The sequence below is a fragment of the Pseudomonas sp. TE6283 genome, assembly GCF_054060555.1.
In genome coordinates this window covers 681,019-702,477 of record NZ_JBSSDH010000001.1, presented here as the reverse complement: position 1 = coordinate 702,477, position 21,459 = coordinate 681,019, and the positions used below count along the sequence as shown (strand labels likewise).

The 21,459-nt window shown below is 62.9% G+C and carries 13 protein-coding genes; 3 read left to right on the top strand and 10 right to left on the bottom strand.

Features of this window, described 5'->3' with window-relative positions:
• Window positions 1-35: 35 nt before the first annotated feature.
• Window positions 36-1,184 (bottom strand): M14 family metallopeptidase, encoded by a 1,149-nt coding sequence (locus tag ACVWZ5_RS03540; protein ID WP_062573437.1) that lies wholly within the window; start codon window positions 1,182-1,184, stop codon window positions 36-38.
• Window positions 1,185-1,394: 210 nt separating this feature from the next.
• On the opposite strand from ACVWZ5_RS03540, the gene ACVWZ5_RS03535 reads away from it, so the two are divergent.
• Window positions 1,395-2,252, top strand: a complete 858-nt coding sequence (locus tag ACVWZ5_RS03535; protein WP_457340405.1) for an RHS repeat-associated core domain-containing protein — start codon at window positions 1,395-1,397, stop codon at window positions 2,250-2,252.
• Window positions 2,253-2,267: 15 nt separating this feature from the next.
• Here the strand turns inward: ACVWZ5_RS03535 and ACVWZ5_RS03530 are convergent, their stop codons facing one another.
• Window positions 2,268-2,783, bottom strand: a complete 516-nt coding sequence (locus ACVWZ5_RS03530) for a DUF4880 domain-containing protein (RefSeq protein ID WP_096050239.1) — start codon at window positions 2,781-2,783, stop codon at window positions 2,268-2,270.
• Between the two features lie 576 nt (window positions 2,784-3,359).
• A complete protein-coding gene (locus ACVWZ5_RS03525) occupies window positions 3,360-3,674 on the bottom strand; it encodes a DUF6124 family protein (RefSeq protein WP_062573438.1) in 315 nt (104 codons plus the stop codon).
• Between the two features lie 89 nt (window positions 3,675-3,763).
• On the opposite strand from ACVWZ5_RS03525, the gene ACVWZ5_RS03520 reads away from it, so the two are divergent.
• A complete protein-coding gene (locus tag ACVWZ5_RS03520) occupies window positions 3,764-4,471 on the top strand; it encodes an XRE family transcriptional regulator (protein WP_062575698.1) in 708 nt (235 codons plus the stop codon).
• Window positions 4,472-4,825: 354 nt separating this feature from the next.
• Here the strand turns inward: ACVWZ5_RS03520 and ACVWZ5_RS03515 are convergent, their stop codons facing one another.
• Genes ACVWZ5_RS03515 through ACVWZ5_RS03500 form a run of 4 tightly spaced genes read right to left on the bottom strand, consistent with a single transcriptional unit; the run spans window position 4,826 to window position 10,381 of the window.
• On the bottom strand, window positions 4,826-6,781 hold the full coding sequence (locus ACVWZ5_RS03515; protein WP_457340404.1) for an ATP-binding protein: 1,956 nt from the start codon (window positions 6,779-6,781) through the stop codon (window positions 4,826-4,828).
• The gene (locus tag ACVWZ5_RS03510) at window positions 6,778-7,587 is read right to left on the bottom strand and encodes a gamma-carboxygeranoyl-CoA hydratase (RefSeq protein ID WP_028692514.1); all 810 of its coding nucleotides are present in this window, start codon (window positions 7,585-7,587) and stop codon (window positions 6,778-6,780) included. Before ACVWZ5_RS03510 ends, ACVWZ5_RS03515 begins: the two co-directional genes overlap by 4 nt.
• A 3-nt stretch (window positions 7,588-7,590) precedes the next feature.
• Window positions 7,591-9,198 (bottom strand): carboxyl transferase domain-containing protein, encoded by a 1,608-nt coding sequence (locus ACVWZ5_RS03505; protein ID WP_096048247.1) that lies wholly within the window; start codon window positions 9,196-9,198, stop codon window positions 7,591-7,593.
• 19 nt (window positions 9,199-9,217) lie between these two features.
• Window positions 9,218-10,381, bottom strand: a complete 1,164-nt coding sequence (locus ACVWZ5_RS03500; protein ID WP_336196576.1) for an isovaleryl-CoA dehydrogenase — start codon at window positions 10,379-10,381, stop codon at window positions 9,218-9,220.
• Between the two features lie 285 nt (window positions 10,382-10,666).
• On the opposite strand from ACVWZ5_RS03500, the gene ACVWZ5_RS03495 reads away from it, so the two are divergent.
• Window positions 10,667-12,340, top strand: a complete 1,674-nt coding sequence (locus ACVWZ5_RS03495) for an AMP-binding protein (RefSeq protein WP_084941340.1) — start codon at window positions 10,667-10,669, stop codon at window positions 12,338-12,340.
• A gap of 85 nt (window positions 12,341-12,425) precedes the next feature.
• On the opposite strand, the gene ACVWZ5_RS03490 is transcribed toward ACVWZ5_RS03495, so the two are convergent.
• The 3 genes from ACVWZ5_RS03490 to ACVWZ5_RS03480 form a co-directional block, all read right to left on the bottom strand.
• Window positions 12,426-12,629: a cold shock domain-containing protein gene (locus ACVWZ5_RS03490; protein WP_062573443.1), complete on the bottom strand. Its 204-nt coding sequence runs from the start codon at window positions 12,627-12,629 to the stop codon at window positions 12,426-12,428.
• Between the two features lie 86 nt (window positions 12,630-12,715).
• Window positions 12,716-20,968, bottom strand: a complete 8,253-nt coding sequence (locus tag ACVWZ5_RS03485) for an RHS repeat-associated core domain-containing protein (protein ID WP_457340403.1) — start codon at window positions 20,966-20,968, stop codon at window positions 12,716-12,718.
• Window positions 20,969-21,165: 197 nt separating this feature from the next.
• Window positions 21,166-21,327, bottom strand: coding sequence for a hypothetical protein (locus ACVWZ5_RS03480; protein ID WP_167388392.1), 162 nt, complete (start codon window positions 21,325-21,327; stop codon window positions 21,166-21,168).
• Window positions 21,328-21,459 lie beyond the last annotated feature (132 nt).

Sequence of the window (21,459 nt, the reverse complement as noted above, 5' to 3'; positions counted from 1 at the left end):
GCGAAAGGGCAGCTCCCACAATGGGATCGGGTTGCTCAGCGCAGATCGCCGACCATCTTCAGCAACGTCTCCAGCACCGCCCCGGCCAGCGCCTTCGAGCGCTCGCCCGACCAGCCGGTGCGCGGGTTCGGCGCATCGTCGTGGTCCTTGAACGGCATCTCCAGGGTCAGCGACAGGCAGTCATGGGCCTGGCCCACGGCATTGCAGGCCAAGGTCATGTTGGCCTGGCCCGGCTCGTCGCGGGTGTAGCCGTATTTGGTCTGGAAGTCCGGAGTCAGGCTGCACAGGGTGCTGCGGAACTGCTCTTCCAGCTTGGCGAGGCGCGGCGTGTAGCCGGGGTTGCCTTCGCAGGCCGCGGTGAACACATGGGGGATCTCCTCGTCGCCATGGGCGTCGATGAACGCATCCACGCCATGCAGCTTCATCTGGCTCTGGGCGAAGAACACTTCGGGGCTCAGTTCGACGCTGGCGTCCTGCCAGGCGCGGTTGAGGTCCTTGCCCTTGAAGTTGGTGCGCAGGTGGCCGAGGAAGGCGCCGTCCGGGTTCATGTTGGGGATCAGGTACAGGTCGGCCTTGGCCAGCAGTTGCTGGATGACCGGGCCGTTGGCTTCGAGGGCGTCGATCACGCCTTCCATGAACCACTCGGCCATGTGCTCGCCCGGGTGCTGCTGGGCGATGATCCACAGCTTGCGCTTGCCGGTTGCGCCGTCGCCCGCGCGCAGCAGCGGAATGTCGCGCCCCTGCACGCTGCGCCCGCTGGCCAGCAGTTCGACGCCCGGGATCTGCTTGGCGCGCTCGATCAGCTGGTTGTGGCGCGCACGCGGGTAGGGCTCGAAGTAGGCGAACCAGGCCTGCGCCTGTTCAGCCTTGAAGTCGAAGCTCAGGGCCTTGCCGTCGAACTGGCTGGGCACGCGGAACCAGGTCTGCTGGTCGTAGGAGGCCACGGCGTGGTAGCCGGTCCAGGCGTTCTTGTAGGAGGACTGGTGGGCGTTGTCCAGGCTGAAGCGATGGACCTGGCCCGGGGTCAGGCCGCTGGCCTTGAAGTGGAACCACTGGAAGTGGCCACTGTTGGTGTCCGGGCGGATGTTCAGGTGGACATGCGCAGGGTTGCTGGCGTCCAGGACCAGGATGTTGCCGGAGTCGAAATCGCAGTCGATGTGCAGCGGGGAGAGCGTCACGGTCATTGCCAGCCTCCTGTTGGCGTTGTTGTTGGCACCTACTGTACATCGGTTGGCAGCTCTCAGGGCACTGGTGGCCAAAGGCGTTACCACGCAGCTGTGTAGATCCGACCTGATGATGGCGAGGGGTGCACCTGGCAGTTTTGCCAGTAGTAGCGTCTGGCGTGTCGCATTTAGGATGTCTCTGGAACACCTGGTTTAGAGGGTCGAATTAATATGGATCAGATTTTTGTGTGCACGTTGGCCGGCACTGATAAGCTAACTGTTCTCGTCAATAAACGTCCAAGTGAAGAGGTTCAGCGGTTTGCTTACCTGCCTTTCGGCCATCTGAATGTGGAGGATGGACGACGAATGAAATTGTTGTTTAATGGGCAGTATCTTGAATCGTTGTTGCATTGTTATTTTTTGGGTAACGGTTACCGTGCGTTCAACACTACATTAATGCGTTTTATGTCCCCCGACAGCCTAAGTCCATTTGCTATGGGAGGTTTAAATGGGTACGCCTATTGTAGGAACGACCCGGTCAATCTACATGATCCTTCTGGGCATTTCGATTCATTAAAATTGAGGTATATGGCTGAAATAAAAATTACAAAGCATTGGCTAAGTCGGTTCGACACGAATCCAGCCACGCAAGAGTTTTCAGGTTTTTGGCGCAAAGAAGAGACCACTGTCGACGATCTCGTCATGGCAGATAAATTAGGTCGGCGTTTGGATCGTATGCATTTTCTCGACTGGGTTTACAAGTACGAAATAAAAGCAAAGCGCGAATCGCGTTTAGAAGGGCTGGAACGCGAATACAATAAAGTCAAAGGCAAGGTGGACAGGACGCGGCAACGGCTGTCCTACTTACGAAACTTGTATGAGCCGATCACCTTTACTGTGCTCACCCCTTCGTTGCAAAGGAGAGCATCCGGTAGACGTCCCGCTGTCGGGAGTGCGTCGACCCAAGAGGACTCAGTTTTTGATCAGACTTCACACGATCGGTTGGCCCCATCACCACCTCACGATCTTCCCCCAGCCTACAGCGACATATCTCCCCTCGGCAAAAACATCAGGGGCCTTGAAGGCTAGGCGATGTAAAGGGGATCACACGCAGTATCCAAATAGAACCAGTGCTGCAACACCTATAACGACGGCAATCGAGCAGCCACCCAGCGACAGCGCCGCACGCCCTTGCCGGTACCAGCCGTCGTGGCCCAATTGCCGGGCAGGGGCGAGCAGGCTGCGCCAGCGCAGTTCGGTTTCGTGGAAGGCGCGCAGGTGGTCGGGGTCGGCATCCAGCCAGCGGCGGAAGTCGATGCGCTCGCTGGCGGTCACCTGCGGGCTCTGCAGCCGCACGTACCATTGGCCGGCGATGCTGGCCAGCGCGTCGCCTGGGGCGCGGGCGGTCTGCAGGGCCTGGTTCATATGGCGTTCGATGCTGATCAGCGGCAGGTCCAGGCGTTCGGCGATGGCGGCGAAGCCCAGCTGGTCGAGGCGGTTGAGCAGGAACACTTGCTGGACCCGGCGCGGCAGACGCTTGAGCGCATGCAGCAGCGCGTCATCGCCATGCTGTTCGGCGGTGTGCGGGTCGTGCTCGAGGGGCAGCAGCAGGCGGGTCATGGACAGCTCCTTGCTCATTAAGGAAAGGGGTGGGGGCGTCTTCCTTGACGCGAAATCAGCTTAGGCTTTGTACGAAAAGGGCCTGCGCGACGATCATGCTGCGTTGAAAACAGGCTCGGAATGCTCATTTCCAACCCGTAAACTCCGCTTCCTCGCCTGTTTTCGCCTTGCCTGATCGCCGCTCGGCTCCTTTTCGTACAAAGCCTAGGCTAAACGAGATTGATTCTCAAGTGCTGATTCCGCAAAGATTTGTAATGAGCGTTCACGTCCTGACACAGTTTTGCTATCATCGCCGCCATCAACGATCTTCATTAGCCTGAAGAGCCAAAAAAAATGACCCGGCAAAAAGCCGGGTCAAAAACCGTGATTAGCCTGATGAGGAGATAATCTGAGCGTCCGACCTGAGGACGTTGCAGGTTATCCAGCGGGTCTCGCGACCTGCTGAGTGCAATAATAATCGTTATCATTTGCCAGTCAAATGATTTTTCCGCGATTGGCAAAAAAATATCTAACTGACGCACGCCTCGTCCCCGGCAATCGGGGCTTTTGCCGTTCGTCGGCTATCACGTTCTCCCTTCACATCGATGCCTTTTCCGTGGCGTGGCACTGCTCCAGCAGGGCGCGGGCCATGTTGACCATGTGCATCAGCGCAAACACCACTTCCCGCGTCGTGCCCTGCAGATGGTTGCCGGTTTCCTGTGCCGTGGCCGACGCGCAGCGCAGCAGCGCCATGGCATGGTCACAGGCCTGGGCGTTGCTGACGCCTTCGCGCAAGGTCCACAGCGAACGCTCCAGGTCGCGGGGCGTGGGGGTGGGGTTGAGGTAGAAATCGAGGGCGCGGCGGGCTGCTTCTTCGTCGAGATCTGTTTCCGTTTCTTTCGAGATGCTCATCCTGATTACCTGCGAATACCAATAGGGGAAAGGTGAAGCTCGATTCTAATACCTAAAGTATTGAAATGTGTTTGGACAAATACTACTTGATGTGTATTGAACGCAGGGAGGCAGTCCGTATCGTGCCTGCGATGAATATGGACAAATGGATAGCCCTGGTCCGGGAACGGATCGAGGAACTCGATATCTCCCAGGAGCAGCTTGCCGAACGCGTTGGGGTCTCCCAGGGCAGCATCGGCCATTGGCTGAAGAAACGCCGTCAGCCTCGGGTCGACTCGATGAACCGTACGTTCATCGAGTTGGGCATGCCGCATTACCAGGTCAGCATGCAACTGCGTGTGCTGGGACAGGTGGGCGAGGAGCGGGCGCGTTATGGCCTCGAGGACGAGGATGATGATGACGGGCTGGCAAAATACTTCGTGTGTTTCCGCTATCCGGTACGTGACTGGAGCACCTTGGGTCAGCAGGAGCAGGAAGCGCCGGAGGTCTTCGAGCAGACCGACTACCTGGCCCAGGGCAAGGCGTTCTGGCTGACGGTCGAGAACGACACCATGAGTGCTGCCAGCGGCAGGAGCGTGCCCGAGGGGGTTCGAATCCTGGTTGATGACGGCGTGGCCGCCGAGCCGGGGCGCCTGGTGATTGCCCGACTGCCTGGCAAGTCCGCGATCTTTCGGCAGTTGACCGAGGAGGGTGGGCAGCGGTATCTGAAGGCGCTCAACAATGCCTATCCGACCCTGGTCTGCGAGGAGGGCTGCGAGTTCCTTGGTGTTGTGGTGCGGATGCACGGGGTGCTCTAGGTTCGCGCGCAGGTCGTGTTGGGGCTGCGAGGCGCCAGGCAGGGGCCTTGCAGCGCTCTTGAGATCGAGCGCCGCCCGCGCGGCGCATCGCGACGCAAGGCCGCTCCCACATCTGTTTCGGGCCAGTCAATCCTGTGCCATTACCTGGTCCGCCTCGTTGGTCCGACGCGGTCCCAGCATAGAGACTGCTGCCGCCCCGCCTGTCTCAAGGCATGCGCCAGGGCGGGCAACCATGGCCTGACAGGTTTGGCACGTTGCAACAAATGTGGGAGCGGCCTTGCGTCGCGATGCGCCGCGCGGGCGGCGCTCGATCTCATAGGCGAAACAACCCTTTCGGCGAACACATTGCCGCCGTTATGCCCCCTCCAACTCCACCAGCACTGTCCCTTCGCTGACCATATCCCCCTCCTGACAGAACAGCGCCTTCACCGTCCCCTCATGGGGCGCCCGAATGCTGTGCTCCATCTTCATCGCCTCCAGCACCACCAGCGCGGTACCGGCCTCGACCACCTGTCCCGGTTCGACCAGCACTCGCACGATGCTGCCATTCATGGGGGCGCCCAGCCCGCCCTGATGGCTGTGGCTGGCTTCTGCCGCCGCAATCGGGTCATGGGCGCTGATGGCGTGCAACTCGCCGGCCCACTGCAGGTACAAGGTGCCACCCCGACGCACCGACAGGTGACGACGGCGCAGGCCGTCCTGGTCGTGACACAGCTGCTCCCCCTCCAGCCGATAGGCCGAAGGCGCGCTGCGTTCCAGCGCCACGGCCTGCTCATGCCCGTCGCACTGCAAATGCAGGCTGCTGCGCGCCGGCAAGCCCAGGCGCAGGCCATCGCGTGCCGCCCACGGCGAAGCGCGGTCGTCCTGGCGCTGTAGCGCTGGCTCGCCTTGCAGCCACGCCTCGGCGGCCGCCTCCCAGAACTGCGCCGGCAGCGCCTGGGGCGCAGGCAGCAGCACATCCTGGTGACGCGGAATGAACCCGGTATCCAGCTCCGCCTCGGCAAACGCCGGGTGTGCAAGGATGCGGCGCAGGAAGGCGATATTGGTCTTCAGCCCGCCAATGGCGAACTCATCGAGCATCGCCAGCAAGCGCAGGCGCGCCTGCTCGCGGTCCTGGCCCCAGGCAATCAGCTTGCCCAGCATCGGGTCGTAGAACGGCGACACCACGTCGCCCTCGCTGACGCCGCTGTCCACCCTGCGGCCTTCGCCCGGCGCCGACTCGCGGTACAGCGCCAGGGTGCCGGTGGCGGGAAGGAACTCGTTGGCCGGATCCTCCGCATACAGCCGCACCTCGATGGCATGGCCGATCAGCGGCACCTGCTCCTGGGTGATCGGCAGCGGCTCGCCGCAGGCCACGCGGATCTGCCAGGCCACCAGGTCGAGCCCGGTGATGGCTTCGGTGACCGGGTGCTCCACCTGCAGGCGGGTGTTCATTTCCATGAAGAAGAACTCGCCGCGGGCATCGAGCAGGAACTCGACGGTGCCGGCGCCCACGTAGCCGATGGCTTGGGCGGCCCGCACCGCGGCCTCGCCCATGGCCTTGCGCAGCTCGGGGGACAGGCCCGGCGCCGGGGCTTCCTCGACCACCTTCTGGTGGCGACGCTGGATCGAGCAGTCACGCTCGTTGAGGTACAGGCAATTGCCGTGCTGGTCGGCGAACACCTGGATCTCCACATGACGCGGCTTGAGCACGTACTTCTCGACCAGCATGCGCGCATCGCCGAACGACGACTGCGCCTCGCGCTGCGCCGAGGCCAGGGCGTCGGCCAGCTGGCTCTCGTCCTCGACCACCTTCATGCCCTTGCCGCCACCGCCAGCGCTGGCCTTGAGCAGCACCGGGTAGCCGATGCGCTCGGCGGCGGCGCGGAAGGTCTCCAGGTCCTGGGCCTCGCCGTGGTAGCCCGGCACCAGCGGCACGCCGGCGGACTCCATCAGCGCCTTGGCCGCCGACTTGCTGCCCATGGCATCGATGGCGCTGGCCGGTGGGCCGAGGAAGATCAGCCCGGCCTGCTCGATGGCGCGGGCAAAACCGGCGTTCTCCGACAGGAAGCCATAGCCCGGGTGGATCGCCTGGGCGCCGCTGGCCTTGGCCGCGGCGAGCAGCTTGTCGATCACCAGGTAGCTTTCGGCGGCCTTGGTGCCACCGAGGTCGACACGGATATCGGCCTCGCGACTGTGGCGCGCATCGCGGTCGGTGGCGCTGTGCACGGCCACGGTGGTCAGGCCCATGGCCTTGGCGGTGCGCATCACCCGGCAGGCGATCTCGCCGCGGTTGGCGACCAGCAGGGTGGTCAGCGTGGGTCGGCTCATGGGCGCGGCTCCTTGTTGTCTTGCCAGGCGGGGCGGCGTTTTTCCAGGAAGGCGCGCAGGCCTTCCTGGCCTTCGGCGCTGACGCGGATGCGGGCGATGGTGTTCTCGCAGTAGCGGCGCAGGGCCGGGCTCAGCTCGCCAGCGTCCACCTCGCGCAGCAGGTCCTTGGTGGCGCGCAGCGCCTGCGGGCTGTTGTGCAGCAGGTTGTCGACCCAGGCCTCGACCTGGGCGTCCAGCTCGCTGGCAGGGTACACCTCGGCCAGCAGGCCCAGCTCACGGGCGCGCACGCCGCTGAAGCGCTCGGCGGTTAGGGCGTAGCGGCGGGCGGCGCGCTCGCCGATGGCCTTGACCACGAACGGGCTGATCACCGCCGGGGCCAGGCCGATGCGCACTTCCGACAGGCACAGCTGCGCATCCTCGGCGCCGATGGCCATGTCGCAGCAGCTGATCAGCCCCAGCGCACCGCCGAAGGCCGCGCCTTGCACCACGGCCAGGGTCGGCGCCTTGAGCCGGTGCAGGGCGTACATCAGCTCGCCCAGCTCGTGGGCGTCGTCCAGGTTGGTGTTGAAGTCCAGTTGCGCCGACTGCTGCATCCAGGCAAGGTCCGCGCCGGCACTGAAATGCCGGCCGCGGCCGCGCAGCACCACGAAACGCAGGCTGGCGTCCTCGGCCAGGCGGTCGAGGGCGACGATCAGTTCGCGGATCATCTGCGCGTTGAAGGCGTTGTTCTTGTCTTCCCGGCTCAGCCACAGGGTGGCGAAGCCGCGAGGGTCCTTGACCAGTTCAAGGGTGGCGAATTCGCTCATGGGTCACATCCGGAAAATGCCGAAGCGGCTCTGTTCGATCGGGGCGTTCAGCGCGGCGGACAACGCCAGGCCGAGCACATCGCGGGTCTGCGCCGGGTCGATGACGCCGTCGTCCCACAGCCGGGCGCTGGAGTAGTAGGGGTGGCCCTGGCGTTCGTACTGGTCGAGGATCGGCTGCTTGAGCTTCTTCTCGTCTTCGCTGCTGAACACTTCGCCACTGCGCTCGCTCTGTTCGCGCTTTACCTGGGCCAGCACGCCGGCCGCCTGCTCGGCGCCCATCACGCCGATGCGCGCGTTGGGCCACATCCACAGGAAGCGCGGGTCGTAGGCGCGGCCGCACATGCCATAGTTGCCGGCGCCGAAGCTGCCGCCGATGATCACCGTGAACTTCGGCACCTGCGCACAGGCCACGGCGGTCACCAGCTTGGCGCCGTGCTTGGCGATGCCGCCTTCCTCGTACTTCTTGCCGACCATGAAACCTGTGATGTTCTGCAGGAACAGCAGCGGGATGCCGCGCTGGCAGGCCAGTTCGATGAAGTGCGCGCCTTTTTGCGCGGCCTCGGCGAAGAGGATGCCGTTGTTGGCCAGGATCGCCACCGGGTAGCCGTGCAGGTGGGCGAAGCCGCACACCAGGGTAGTGCCGAACAGCGCCTTGAACTCATCGAACACCGAACCGTCGACCAGCCGTGCGATCACCTCGCGCACGTCGAACGGCTGCTTGGCGTCGGCCGGGACCACACCGTACAGCTCCTCGGCGTCGTACAGCGGCGCGATCGGCGCCTGGCACTGCAGCTTGCCCTGCTTGTGCCAGTTGAGGTTGGCGACACTGCGCCGGGCGATGGCCAGGGCGTGCTCGTCGTTATCGGCGTAATGGTCGGCCACGCCGCTGGTGCGGCAGTGCACGTCGGCACCGCCGAGGTCCTCGGCGCTGACCACTTCACCGGTCGCGGCTTTCACCAAAGGCGGGCCTGCGAGGAAAATGGTCGCCTGCTGGCGCACCATGATCGCCTCGTCGGCCATGGCCGGCACATAGGCGCCGCCGGCGGTGCACGAGCCCATCACCACGGCGATCTGCGGGATGCCCAGGGCGCTCATGTTGGCCTGGTTGAAGAAGATCCGCCCGAAGTGCTCGCGGTCGGGGAATACCTCGTCCTGGCGCGGCAGGTTGGCGCCGCCGGAGTCCACCAGGTAGATGCACGGCAGGCGGTTCTGCAGGGCGATGGTCTGGGCGCGCAGGTGCTTTTTCACCGTCAGCGGGTAGTAGGAGCCGCCTTTGACCGTGGCGTCGTTGGCCACGATCATGCATTCCACGCCTTCGACCCGGCCGATGCCGGCGATCACGCCGGCGGCCGGCACGTCTTCGCCGTAGACTTCATGGGCGGCGAGCTGGCCGATCTCGAGAAACGCCGAGCCTGGGTCGAGCAGGCGGTCGATACGCTCGCGGGGCAGCAGCTTGCCGCGCGAGGTGTGCCGCTCCTGGGCCTTCGGCCCGCCGCCCTGGCTGACCTGGGCGAGCAGGCCGCGCAGGGCCTGGACCTGTTCGAGCATGGCCGCGCTGTTGGCGGCGAATTCCGCCGAGCGTGGGTTGATCTGGGTATGCAAGGTAGCCATGGACGCCGGTTCCTTGTGCTCAGCGGGTTTCGTTGAACAGTTCGCGGCCGATCAGCATCCGGCGGATCTCGCTGGTGCCGGCACCGATCTCGTACAGCTTGGCGTCGCGCAACAGGCGCCCAGCCGGGAATTCATTGATGTAGCCGTTGCCGCCAAGGATCTGGATTGCCTCCAGGGCCATCTGCGTGGCGCGCTCGGCGGTGTAGAGGATCACCCCGGCGGCGTCCTTGCGGGTGGTTTCGCTGCGGTCGCAGGCCTGGGCCACGGCGTACAGGTAGGCGCGGCTGGCGTTGAGCTGGGTGTACATGTCGGCGATCTTGCCCTGGATCAGCTGGAACTCGCCGATGCTCTGGCCGAACTGCTTGCGGTCGTGGATGTACGGCACCACCAGGTCCATGCAGCTCTGCATGATGCCGGTGGGGCCGCCAGCGAGCACCACGCGCTCGTAGTCCAGGCCGCTCATCAGCACGCGCACGCCGCCGTTGAGCTGGCCGAGGATGTTTTCTTCCGGCACTTCGACGTCATCGAAGAACAGTTCGCAGGTGTTGGAGCCGCGCATGCCGAGCTTGTCGAACTTGTTGCTGCGGGTGAAGCCTTTCCAGTCGCGCTCGACGATGAACGCGGTGATGCCGTGGGGGCCCTTGTCCAGGTCGGTCTTGGCGTAGATCACGTAGGTGTTGGCGTCGGGGCCGTTGGTGATCCAGGTCTTGCTGCCGTTGAGCACGTAGCGGTCGCCGCGTTTTTCGGCGCGCAGCTTCATCGACACCACGTCGGAACCGGCGTTGGGCTCGCTCATGGCCAGGGCGCCGATGTGCTCGCCGCTGATCAGCTTGGGCAGGTACTTGAGCTTCTGCTCGTGGGTGCCGTTGCGGTTGATCTGGTTGACGCACAGGTTGGAGTGGGCGCCGTAGGAGAGGGCCACCGACGCCGAGCCCCGGCTGATTTCTTCCATCGACACCACATGGGCCAGGTAGCCCAGGCCGGCGCCGCCGTATTCTTCAGGGACGGTGATGCCCAACAGGCCCATGTCGCCGAACTTGCGCCACATGTCGGCGGGGAACAGGTTGTCGTGGTCGATCTGCGCGGCACGCGGCGCCAGCTCGGCGGCGACGAAGGTGCGCACCTGGTCGCGGAGCATGTCGATGGTCTCGCCCAGGGCGAAGTTCAGGCTGGGGTAATGCATGTGCGGGCACCTTCTTGTTCTTGAAATGGGAGCGGTTGCTGCGGCGTTGTGGGAGCGGGCTTGCCCCGCGATGCCCGTCAGAACGGCCAGCGGTATTGCCTGGTCCGGCCTCATCGCGGGGCAAGCCCGCTCCCACAACGCCGTCATGTCTGTGGTTGACGTTAACGTAAACCTGCCTTCCGGGGCTGTCAATCGCAACGTCACCTTTACGTAAACGTAAATCTGCGCCAGAGTAATTGCCGCCTGCTTCAGTCATGCCCAGAACAACCACAAGAAGGGACAACCATGCCTCAACCAAGCTACACGCGCGGCCGCCAAGACAAACCCTTGCTCACCCTGACCATCGGCCAGGCCTTCGATGCCACCGTCGCCCTTCATGGCGAGCGCGAGGCGCTGGTGGTGCGCCACCAGGGATTGCGCTACAGCTGGCGCGAGCTGGCCGCCGAGGTCGATGTGCATGCCCGGGCCTTGATGGCGCTGGGCGTGGAGGTCGGCGAGCGGGTCGGCATCTGGGCGCCCAACTGCGCCCAGTGGTGCATCCTGCAACTGGCCACGGCCAAGGTCGGCGGGATTCTGGTCAATATCAACCCGGCCTATCGCGTGGGTGAGCTTGAATACGTGCTGCGCCAGTCCGGCTGCCGCTGGCTGGTGTGCGCCGATGCCTTCAAGACCTCCGACTACCACGCGATGGTGCAGGCGTTGGTACCTGAGCTGGCGCTACATGCCGTGGGCGAGTTGGCCAGTGAGCGCCTGCCCGACCTGCGCGGGGTGATCAGCCTCGCCGCCGAGCCGCCGATGGGCTTCTTGCCCTGGACCGCGCTGGCCGGGCGGGCAGGGCAGGTGGAGCTCGCCGCCTACGAGGCCCGGCAGCAGGGCCTGCAGTTCGACCAGGCGGTGAACATCCAGTACACCTCCGGCACCACCGGCGCGCCCAAAGGCGCGACCCTGAGCCACTACAACCTGCTCAACAACGGCTACATGGTCGGCGAGAGCCTGGGCCTGACCGAGCAGGATCGCATGGTGATCCCGGTGCCGCTGTACCACTGTTTCGGCATGGTCATGGGCAATCTTGGCTGCATCACCCACGGCAGCACCCTGATCTATCCCAACGACGCTTTCGACGCCGAACTCACCCTGCGCGCCGTGGCCGAGGAGCGCGCGAGCATCCTCTATGGCGTGCCGACCATGTTCATCGCCATGCTCGATCACCCCAGCCGCGTTGCGCTGGACCTGTCCACACTGCGCAGCGGCATCATGGCCGGCGCCACCTGCCCGATCGAGGTGATGCGCAAGGTCATCGACCAGTTGCACATGGCCGAGGTGCAGATCGCCTACGGCATGACCGAGACCAGCCCGGTGTCGCTGCAGACCGGCCCCGATGACGGCCTGGAGATGCGCGTGACCACCGTGGGCCGCACCCAGCCGCAGCTGGAGACCAAGCTGGTGGACGCTGACGGGCGCATCGTTGCCCGGGGCGAGATCGGCGAGCTGTGCACCCGCGGCTACAGCGTGATGCTCGGCTATTGGGACAACCTGCAGGCCACCCATGACGCCATCGACCCGGCCGGGTGGATGCACAGCGGCGACCTGGCGGTGATGGATGACGACGGTTACGTGCGGATTGTCGGGCGCAACAAGGACATGATCATTCGCGGGGGCGAGAACATCTATCCGCGCGAGCTGGAGGAGTTTTTCCACACCCATCCGGCGGTGGCCGAGGCACAGGTGGTGGGGATTCCGTGCAGCAAGTATGGCGAGGAGGTGGTGGCGTGGATCCGTCTGCACCCCGGGCACAGTGCCACGGCCGAGGAGTTGCAGCAGTGGTGCAAGGCGCGGCTGGCGCACTTCAAGACGCCGCGGCATTTCCGCTTTGTCGAAGAGTTTCCGATGACCGTGACCGGCAAGGTGCAGAAGTTTCGGATGCGCGAGATCAGCGTCGCGGAAATCGGAGGCGTTTGAGCTGGAGTCCGAGGGTACTCGGTCGAAGCCTTCGAGTGAACGCGCCCCGCGCCTTGACGCGGGGCACGCTACAGCACGCCGGGGTTTATTTGCGCTTCACATTGGTGGCGTGCGGTTTGTTTCCCACCAGCTTGATGTCGAACGTCACCTCGACGTCATCCTCCAGGCCCGTGGCCTGATCCTTGGGCAGGTACACCCGTGTTCCTTGGTGTTTGTAGTCGATGTAGCCGTAGCCCTCTTCGTCATCGAACTCCACCACTTTTCCGGTCTTGCCCTTTGTATCGCTCATGATTGCCACCTTCGTTATCATTGCCTATGGATGCGCTTCCCCAGCGCGGGGCAGGGAAAGCGCTGCTGCGCAATCCGCTGGCAAGCTCACCACCAGAACCTCACGCTGTGCGTGGCCGGTGGCAACCTGTGCCGTACTGTGCCAATGGATGGAAGCCGGGGTACCTGCGCGGCCGAGGAATCGCCCGCGTTCCTTACGCTGATCGTGACGCTCGCCGCCCGCTCGGGTTGTTCCTCTGCCTGCAGCGCCAGGCGCTGCTCTTCCAGGCCTATGCTCGATAGGATCGTGCCTTGCAAGAGGTTGGCATCGAGTACGTTGCAGACAACGTCGGCTGCGTATGCGGCACCCTGCGAGATGCGGGTCGGCAGGTAGCGGCTGGCCAGTGGGAGATGCAATCCCTTGGCTTGCATATAGCTGCCAATTTTTCCAATGGCGCCTGCGTGTGCAAAGTTGGTATGGGTATAGATTTCAACAGGCTCTGTCAGGTGATACATCAGTCGCCGCCAAGGGCTGCCGAGCTTGTCAGGAGTGCCAACCCCTCCCAGCGCGTTGTCGGCAAACTTGGTGAATCGACCGCCCGCTCTGGCTGCGCGCCCCGTACCTGACAACCCTTTTAACCCGTTGCGCCACAGGGTCTTGGCACCGTTCCACACCACCTTGGCGCCTTTCCCTAGCAGCTTGGCCCCCGTCGCCAGGAGCTTCAGCCCTTTCAGGCCAAGCTTGAACAACCCGGAGAAGCCCAAGGTACTCAGTACCCCTGTGGCGACCGAAACGATGCTCAATTTTCTGGATAGTTCAGGGTTCGAGTCTGCTGTGAACACCGCCGTTACTTCGAAGGCGAACGACAGCACACTCATCGCCGTGACGAACCCCAGCACGATCGCCGACATGCCCCCGGTGACAACGGTCAGTACCGCGCCCACCACGGCCACCAATGCCGAGAACGCCAGGCCACGCCAGCGACTGCCGACCGGCATCTTCTGGGTGTCCTGCAGTGCCTGGTGATAGGAGGCCAGTTGGTTTGTCTGGTCCCAACGACTGATCATGATGGCCCCGCTAGGGTCGTGCAGGTTGACTGGGTCCGGGCAGTGGGCGTAGTCGTTGATGCCCCCTTCACCAAACGGGCTGAGCCAATCCGGCTGGGCATAGCGGCGCAGTGCCGGGTTGTAGGTGCGGTAGCCATTGCCGGCGTGGTAATGCCCGGTGAGGGGGTCGCGGCGCATGCCGTTGTAGCCGTTGACAACGCCGGTCAGCGCCTTGCCTTCGCCAAACGGCAGCAGCGGTGCCAGTTCCAGCTTACCTTCCTTGACCTGCCCGGCGACCCCGACCTGTGGGTCATCGATCAGCCAGCGCACCTCGTTTTCATCGTACTGGGCCAGGCCGCCGGTCAGGCTTGTGCGTTGGCTGACCTTGCCGGCCTTGTCGTAACGCAGCTCGCCAATCAGTTCGTCGCCGTCGTAGCGTAGCTCGCGGGTGCTCTTGTCGGCCTCGAGGTACTGCGCCGCGAGGCGCTGGCTGCCGTCGTATTCGTACCGGGCCAGGAGCTTGTCGGCGCTGTCGTGGACTTTGTCGAGCTGGCCGGCGGCGTTGTAGCTGAAGCGGTGCTGGCCTGCGGCGTCGGTCAGGTAGCCATTGCTGTTCCAGGCCATCTTTTGGGTGTCCTTGCCACGGGTGACGCCTGTCAGCTGGGTCGGATCGGCCTTGGCATAGGCCAGGTCCTCGGTGTGCGTCTTGTCGTCAAAGTCGGTGGTGACGCACTGGGTCAGGTTGCTCATGGCATCCCAGGTGAAGTCCTGGGCCTTGACCGCCGTGCCCTGGCTGTCTTGCGGGCAATGCTTGGCGGCGCTGGTCTTGCATTCATACTTTTGCAGGCGGTCGAGCGCGTCGTAGGTGAAGTGCTCGGCGCGCAGCTGGGTGCCTTTCTCGTAGCTGGTCTTGCTCGCCAGGCGGCCATCGCCGCGCCAGGTCAGGCATTGCTTGAAGCACTCGCTGCCGTTGTGCAGGAAGCGTCGAGTCACTTCCTGGCCAAAGCTGTCATATTCGCTGAGTACCTGCCAGCGGCCGCCGGCCTTGAGTGCCTGGGCTTGACGCGACTGCAAGCGCCCCAGCGCGTCATAGCGATGCAGCACTTCCTCGTGGTCCTGGCACGTGCGCAGCACCCGGCCCAGGCGATCAGTGAACTCCCGTTGCCAGTGGCCGTCGGCGCGCAGCGAGGCCAGCGTCTGGCCACGCAGGCTCTGCCAGCGGCAGCCCTGGCGCGTGGCGCGAGGGGAAGTTTGCTTGACCTGCTGCCGACCAGGCAGGTTTACGTCACGGTAGGCCTGCGTCCAGCCGCTGGACATCGCGCTGTCGCTGGCGTCCGAGGACAAGGTCAGCGTGTTGTCCTCGTGAGTAAGGCTGGAGAAGGCCTGCTCCTGCCCTTTGAAACTCATGCCCTTGGCGTCCTGTGCAGTGGTGAGGATGGTCTTGTCGGGCAAGGTCACCGTCGTGTCGGTGAAACCATAGGCGCGCTTGCCCACGGTACGCGACGTCAGCGTGCTGACTTTGCTCACCTTTTGTGTTGCCACCACCGTACCGTCCACCTTGAGCTCGGTGGCGTGGTTGCTCAGGCCATGGTAGCTGTACGCGACGGTGGAGTCGTTGGGGCGCGTGAGCTGGGTAACCCGGCCCAAGGCGTCGCGTTCAAGGCTATAGGTATCGATCTGCTTGCCCAGAGTGCGTTCATACTTGATGACGTGCCCCGAACTGTCGAAGTGCCGGAGCAATTGCATGTGGGTTTTGCCGTCAGTGTCGATCAGGCGTTCCACTTGCTCGAAGGTGCCGTTCTTGCGATAGGTATAATCGGTGCTGCGTTGGAACAAGCACTGCCCATCGAGGCCGTGTTCGACGAGGCACTGGCTGGTGATGTCCTGGGTTGCCAGCGCTTCGAACACCCATGCACTTTGTGCAGCGTCAGCTTTGTCCTTGGCTTGCAGCACGCTACGCAGGCCTGGCCCATCCAGGCCGCCTTGTTCCCGCGTCCAGGCTTGAGGCCCCACGCTCAACACCGCTGGGGCCATCGCCACCACGGCCTGGCCGCCGGGCAGGTAGTCCCAGGTGCAACTGGCCAGCAACTGCGATGCATCCAGGCCTTGCAGGCTGCATTGCTCCAGCGGTACATAGTGCTGGGTGCCGTGCTTGCGCCACTCGCGGCGCCAAACCCGTTGCAGGCCATCCAGGTAGCTGCGGCTGATGTCCTTGTTGGCATGGGTGTGCGTGGCCACCTTGCCGTCAGCCGAATAGGTGGTGTCGGTCTGCTCGTCGGCCTTCTGGTCCTTGTCCTTGCCCGTGCCACCTGCCTTGACCAGGTAGCGCGTCTCTTGGGTCACGCGGCCCAGCGCATCGTACTGCCAGTGCACCTCTTCGCCTTGCTCCACCCGTTCCAGGCGACGCCGGGCATGGCGTGAGCGCAGCTCCTTGCTGAGCTGTTCGGTACCGGCCTCGGTGCTGGCGTTGACGCGTACCACGATGCCGTTATTGGTGGGGTTGTCCTCGAAGTCCTGGACGTTCTTCAGCTCGAAGCGCTGCTGGCCGAGGTGAGTGACCTGGGTATCCTTGACCGACCACTGCATGACCTTGCTTTGTGCTGTCTTGGCGCTGACCCCCGTAATCTCGGTGCTGCGCTGGCGCCACAGCAGGGGGGCCGAGGCGCCGGCCAGCGCCCAGGTGGCATCGGCGTCGAGCCGGTCGCCTTTGAGCTGGGCCTTGACCCCCTCGATCACGACCACCTCGGCCTGCTCCAGCAAGTCACGAGTGCCACGTTTGACCTTGCGGTAGCCGAACAGGCGCAGACCCTTTGGATTGCCGAATGGATCGCACTGGTACTCCGCCATGAGCGGCGCCGCGGCATAGTCCGGAATGAAGGGGCAGTTCAGGGTCGGTAGTGCTTCCAACCCTTTCAACGTGTTGAGCGTGATCGGGTTGTCGCCGGCTTTGGTGTAGTAGCAGCGGTACAGCGTGTGCTCGTCGCTCTTGTGCAGGCGCTGGATGTTGCCGGCCAGGTCTTCTTCCTGCGTGGCCACCTCCACTGTGCGGCCCAGCGCATCGCGCTCGGAGCGGGGAACGCCGGCCAACAGCCGAGTGATGCTCGCGGCCAATTTTGGGCGGTCGGCGTTATCGGATTTGTTGAGGAGCCACTCAAGCAGCTCCTGCTGGCGCTCGATCAGCACCGCTCCGTCCTTCACCACGATCTCGTCGCTCTCGGCGCCGGCCTCCAGGGCGTAGCACAATTCGACAAACTCATCGCCCGCTCCGGTATAGCGGTAACCCTTGGTCAACCGATGTTTGTCACCTTTTTTCTCGTCCTTGCGTGTGCTGAAGGCCAGCCAGTGGTCCTGCTCCGAGGCCACACCGCGCAGCAGTTCGAACCGCTCGAAACGGCTGCCGTGTTTGACGCGACCATGCACCAGCAAATGCTGCTCGCGGGCTCCATGCGCGCCGCCTTCGTACTCGACACTGACGACCCGCTGGTCGGTCTCCAGAAATTCCCCGTCGTAGCGGTAGGTCGTCACCTGGTTCTGATGCCCATCGCCTGGCAGCAGGGTGTGCAGCTTGACGCGAGGCAGGCCAGGGCGGCCGTGTTGCTTCGTGGCAGCTTGGTACTTCACGCATTCGACCGAACCATCCAGTTCTCGCAGCCCGCACAGCACGCGGTCCAGTGTCGGGTCGTCATCGTAATCGCAGTCGACCTGTTGCAAAACCTTGCCGTTCTGCTCGCGCTTGAGCGTACGCAGCAGATAACCTTTGAGGTCGAGATTAACCTCGTACTTCTCGGTCTTGCTGCCCGGCCAGACCTGCATTTTCACTTGCGAGGCCTTTTTCTCCTGCGGCGTGACGTATTCCGCCGTGAACAGTGCCTCGTCGCCACTGTTGATCGCCAACAGCAGGAACTGGCCCTTCTGGCGCTTCCACTCCAACGTCAACTGCTCACCGTAGGGCGACTCGATGGTCGATGGCAGCAGCAACACGAACGGCTTTTCGTATTCAGCGATGCGTCGTTTCAGTTCCTTGATGTTCTCGTCACCCTCCCACGCCTTGACCGCCTCGTTATAATCGATTGCCGCAGTGGCGTAGTAGAGCCAGGGAACGCACATCAGTAGCCACTGTTGCCAGTTTTCCGGTGTTGTCGGGAAATCAGGTTTTGACTTGTCCCGAATGGCTTTCAACGTTTTCACGACCAGGTCGTGGAACTCTTTGTTCGGCTCCTCGTCGTCGCTGCCTTTGGCCGCAGGCGCCTTTAAGATTTCCTGGCGGCCGCTGGGTAGGTCAAGCGTGAATTCGCTGTAGTCCTCGTTGCTGCGCACCACGCAGGAGGCCAGCTTGAGCGCCTGGCCTTTGCCCAGGTCGGCCCATTGCGCGTCGGTGAACTTGACCTGGGTGCCATCGGCCAGGGTCAGCAGCCTGTCGCGCACCTGCACGCTGGAAAAGCGCCAGGCCCAGCCATCACCCAGCCCGGCCTCGTTGGCGCGTAGCGCCGAGTAGTGCAAGGTCAGGTCGCACGCGGGCCCTTGGCCTTGCAAGCCCTGCAGGCTGGCCACTGGGTAATGGGCGTGGAACAGTCCGGTGCGTGGGTCCACCCCGGATTCGCTGTGGCCGGTGGTATCAAACAGTTCGGAGCGGCTGGTGTTAGCGTAGTCTTCGCAGAGGAAGCTGATTTCCTTCCATTCTTTGAGCGCTTTCGCTGGGTGGAAGCTGACAGACTGGGGAGCGTGCCACAACTGGGTGGCCTGCAATGTACCGATATGGCCCACGGTCGAAGCGGTTTTGCCGCGCTCGGACTCTGGGAAGTCCATGTAGATATCATACGTCTGGTTGGCCAGAGGGCCTTGCCAAGTGATGGTATCGCCAGTGACCGATACAGGCCACACCGGTGGGGGTGTGTCTTGAGAGAGAAAAAACTCGTGGTGAAGTCTAGCGACCGAGACTTCATAAGGTGATCGCTTGAGCTTTTGCTCCGCGCTCTCCATCTCCATCTCCATCTCCATCTCCTTCTCCATCTTCATCTTCTTCTTCTTCCTCACCGGCGTCTCCAGCTTCTTCAGCTTTGTCGCCAACGAGTTCGAAATCGCCGCCTTCATCTGCTCCGCCACCTCACCAATAGCCTTGATGACAGTGTCCACGATGGCGACTACATTAGCCTCGCTGTTAAATTTTTGAGTGATAGTTTCAGCGAATTTGTACGCACTCTTAAGTACGGTGTCGGCGGTCGTTTCTATGGTGTTTAGGGGGCTGGAATGAACTATTTGTTCATCTAGAAATGTATAGAGGCGGGAATCGAACATATGCTTGACGCCGCCGCTGATTAGAACAACTTCGGCCTCGGTAGCCGCCAGATCGCCTTTGAATTTTTCGTAACGTAAGGGGTTGAAGGTAACAAGAATGTCACGGAGGATAGCGTTGCAGAATCTCGCATATTTCTTTCCGTCAACGTCTTTCCAGTAGTTTTCGTAGGTGCCAATGTCTCCTGTCCTAAAAACGGTCTGGACGGTGGCATGTTTTCTGAGGATCTGCGTGTAAACGCAGTATCTTAGTAGATTCGAAGAAAAGCTGTCTAAAGGAAAGCTGTCTAAGGAAGAACTGTCTAAGGAAGAAATGTCTAAGGAAGCACTGTCTACGTAAATAACGTCTACGGAAGAACTGTCTAAGGAATATTTTCTCTGCGCTAAAACCTTGGCGACGTTGGCGGGGTCATCCAAGGTTGTGACTTCGGCAAACGTTGCTGCGATTGGCGTGCCTACCGCTACACATGCATCCACATAGGCATTGTAGGTTTCTCTGAGGCGTTCGGCCTGCTCCTGCCTCGGTACGCACGCCATCACCCGGTAGCCCTTTTTGCGCGCTGCCTCGTCAAGGCGAAACGCTAATTCTGCGCCCTCAGAATTGATCGTCACCCCAGTCACACCTTCGGTTGGCTGGACCGTGATCTGTGCGGAATCAGTTGTCTTGTCGCTTGGCCATTCATCGGTGTTCAGCAGCTGCAACCCATAATCCTCGGTACTCCAGCCACCACCGTCGCCAACGTTGTCCAGCGCGACCAGCAGTTCAGCGTGGCGAGGTAGCCACAGCTGCTTGTCATCCTTGACAGACAGCTCCGGCCAATTTTGTGCTTGGATGAAGAGGGATAGCGCCTTTACCCAGGTGGTCTGGTTGCCGGGCACTGTCTTGCAATCCTGCGGCCTGAACAGTGCGTGGTGCAGCAACGCCTGGTTGCCAGGATGACGCACGGTCACCAGCACAGCATCTCCCGGAGCCTTGAAAGCCGCCTTCAGCACCGGGCCATCGACCGCATGCTCGTCCCCCGGCAGCGTGGCGAAGATGCGCAGGCCGTCGCCGCGCTGTTCGAGCATCGCCGTGGTGGTATTGATGCGCAAGTAAGGCGCCACCTGCGATTTGGCCAGCGCTTCGGCCCAAGGCTTGAGCCATTTGTCGCTGGTGCTCTGCACCTTGCTCGGCGTCCAGGTGTGGTGGCCAAGCAGGCGATGGGAGAACGCGTCGTATACCCACGCATGCAGCGGGCCGCCACTGGGTATTGCGGTGCTGTCGAGCGTATCGCTGGCCCACCAGTCCACCTCGGTCAGGGTCACGCACAGTTCGGCGTGCTGCGGCCCCCAGAAGGCGTTGCCTTGGTCGCCTGGTGTCACCGTGCAGGCCGCCGCGTCCAGTACACCGGCGCGCAACAGGTGGCTGTCGCGGTTGATCTGCTCGCACAGGGCCTTGCTCCAGCCACTGTCCGCTTCGGCGGTAAACAGGTGCTGTTCGTGCAGGGCCTGGGTCTTGAGGTCGCGCACTTGCAGGCTAAGTGTCTTGCCCTTGGTCAGCGAGAAATTGTCGTCACACGCCAGCACCTGAACGCGGTTGTTGCTGAACGGTGCGGTGCTGAACGCCCGATAGTCGGCCTGGCACCACAGGCGTGGTTTCGCGTGGCTGCTGGAAAACGCATTGTCTTCGCTCCAACCCCCGGCCGTGATCGGCTTGCCGGCCTTGGCGACCTGTTCGGCGAAGTCTGCCAACCACTTTGTGGCGTCCAGCTTGCCGGCTTTCGCTGTGTAGTCGACCCGAGTCAGTTCGCCGGTACGACGGTGTACCAGGCACGCGCTGATGGTTTCGCCCTTGGCCAGGGCGCGACCGGCCTTGATCGGGCACAGGCTGTACCAGCCCCCTTCGACGCTGCCTACCCGTTCCAGGTCGAAGCCCTGCATGTCGGGCAGGCTGCCGTCGGGTTGGGTGCTGATCAGGTAGGGCACCGGGAAGGTGTCGGTATCCGCTGCGGACTTGAGTTCTTTGGAAGAGGCGGCGGCCATCAGGGATGCTCCATGCGGCAAGGGCTTGAAGCTATTTTTTAAAACGTTCCGACAGCCTCAACAACTGGCAAAAATGCCAGGTAGGGCAGGTGCTACTGGTAGGAATGCCAGGTGCGGTTGAGCCAGGTTCATGCTTTCAGTGCCGGCCCCGTGACAGGGCCGGGCCAAGCGCCAAATTGCTGCAGCCTTGTCTATCCTCAAGCTTTCACCGGCGGCTCCTGGCTCGGCGGGTCGCCCACGGTCGGCGGCACGGTCGGCTTGATCGGCAGCTCGTCCGGATCCTCCTCGGGCACCGGCGGCGGCAAGGTCGGGTCGTCGATGTTCGGGTCGGGTGTCTCCGGTGGAATAGGAATGTTCATGGGCCTGGCCTCGCGGGATGAATGAAGCGGTGTCGAAGGCTTTGACCCAGGCCTGCGCCCGACGCTCATTTTTTTTGAACCCCCGTGCGCCAACACGGCTCTGAACCCTTACCGCCACCAGCCCAGGGGAGC